The 1357-nt window shown below is 35.4% G+C and carries 1 protein-coding gene; it reads left to right on the top strand.

All coding sequences use genetic code 11. The features are described from left to right. Positions 1-347: 347 nt before the first annotated feature. Positions 348-1357, top strand: a 1010-nt coding sequence (istA, locus tag HMPREF2811_RS00985; RefSeq protein ID WP_071407712.1) for an IS21 family transposase, incomplete at its 3' end; no start/stop codon positions are given.

Genomic DNA, 1357 nt, shown 5'->3' with positions numbered 1-1357 from the left:
TGTTAGGAAAAAATTCTAGCTTAATTTGACAAACAAAAATACAATTAATGCCTCTTTTCAAATAATCTGTACTTGAAATAATCGTATCGTTTGGGTTTCGTTTAATAAGATATAATCAAGTCAGAAAGAGTAGCCATCCGTCGTATAATCGGCAACATTATGTTCTAAAAGGAAATCCATATAACCTAAAAGATTATTTTTAAGAGTATCATTTTGTATCCTCCTACTGTATCGATTTATAAAAGTTACAATAAGATTACCCAATTTGTTGCACGTAACTTTCCCCAGTTACAAAAACAATTGAGGTAATCTTTTTTGATATAATTATCCATTTAGGAGGGATGATTATGTCAGATATTGTTAGAATCACCATTACATCGTTAGATGATTTATCGAGGTTAAGTGAATGGTACCAGAAAAGAGAAATTAAATTGAATCTATCAAAGATTGCACGTGAATTAAACTGCGACCGAAAAACCGTCAAGAGGAGATTAGAAGGCGTAATACCAAAGACGACACGAAAGAGAAAAAAGTATTTAGATGAGTTTAAACCAGTGATGCTTTCCTACCTTCATGATTCAACTCGTCATTTCAGCTATATTGATCACCTTTTTTATTTTATGCAAAGAGAACATCCTATCACCTGTGCCCGTTCTACTTTTTATCGCTACATTGTGAATGATGAAGACTTGCGTCAATCATTTCAACAACAGAACAGAACGGAGTTCACACAACGATTTAAAACTCAACCGGGTCAACAAGCCCAATTCGATTTAAAAGAAAAAGTAAAATTAGTAACGAATGACGGGCAGACCATTACAGTATATATTCCAACGTTAACTCTTTCATGGTCACGTTACAATGTTCGTCGACTGATATTAAATCCGACAACCGATAACTTACTATCATTTTTAGCAGAAGCATTTGAAGAAATTGGGGGAGCACCACGAGAATTAGTCATTGATAATTTGAAAGCATTTGTCGAAAAGCCACGAACGAGCACGGGAGACAAAGCCATCCTAAACTCACGATTTTCAGAATTCTGTAAAAATTATGGTATTGAGCCACTGCCTTGTATGCCGTATCGTCCTCAAACAAAAGGAAGAACGGAAACGCAAAACCAATGGGTAGAACAACTATATAACTATAACGGAACCTATGAAGGAATATTGGCAATTCATCATCGATTAAAACAACTGAATGAACAAGATAATAAAGCCGCTTCTCAAGCGACAAGGTTGCCACGGTGTTTCTTATTAGAAAAAGAAAAAGGTGATTTAGTCCCGCTACCCTCCTTGGCAGTCAGAAGACCTTATCACCTTCAACTTAAAAAAGTTCATGTTACCAACGACTCTCT

The sequence above is a fragment of the Globicatella sp. HMSC072A10 genome, assembly GCF_001811625.1.
Classification (GTDB): domain Bacteria; phylum Bacillota; class Bacilli; order Lactobacillales; family Aerococcaceae; genus Globicatella; species Globicatella sanguinis.
The sequence above is the reverse complement of the archived record's forward strand: the minus strand, read 5'-3'. Positions and strand labels throughout refer to the sequence as shown.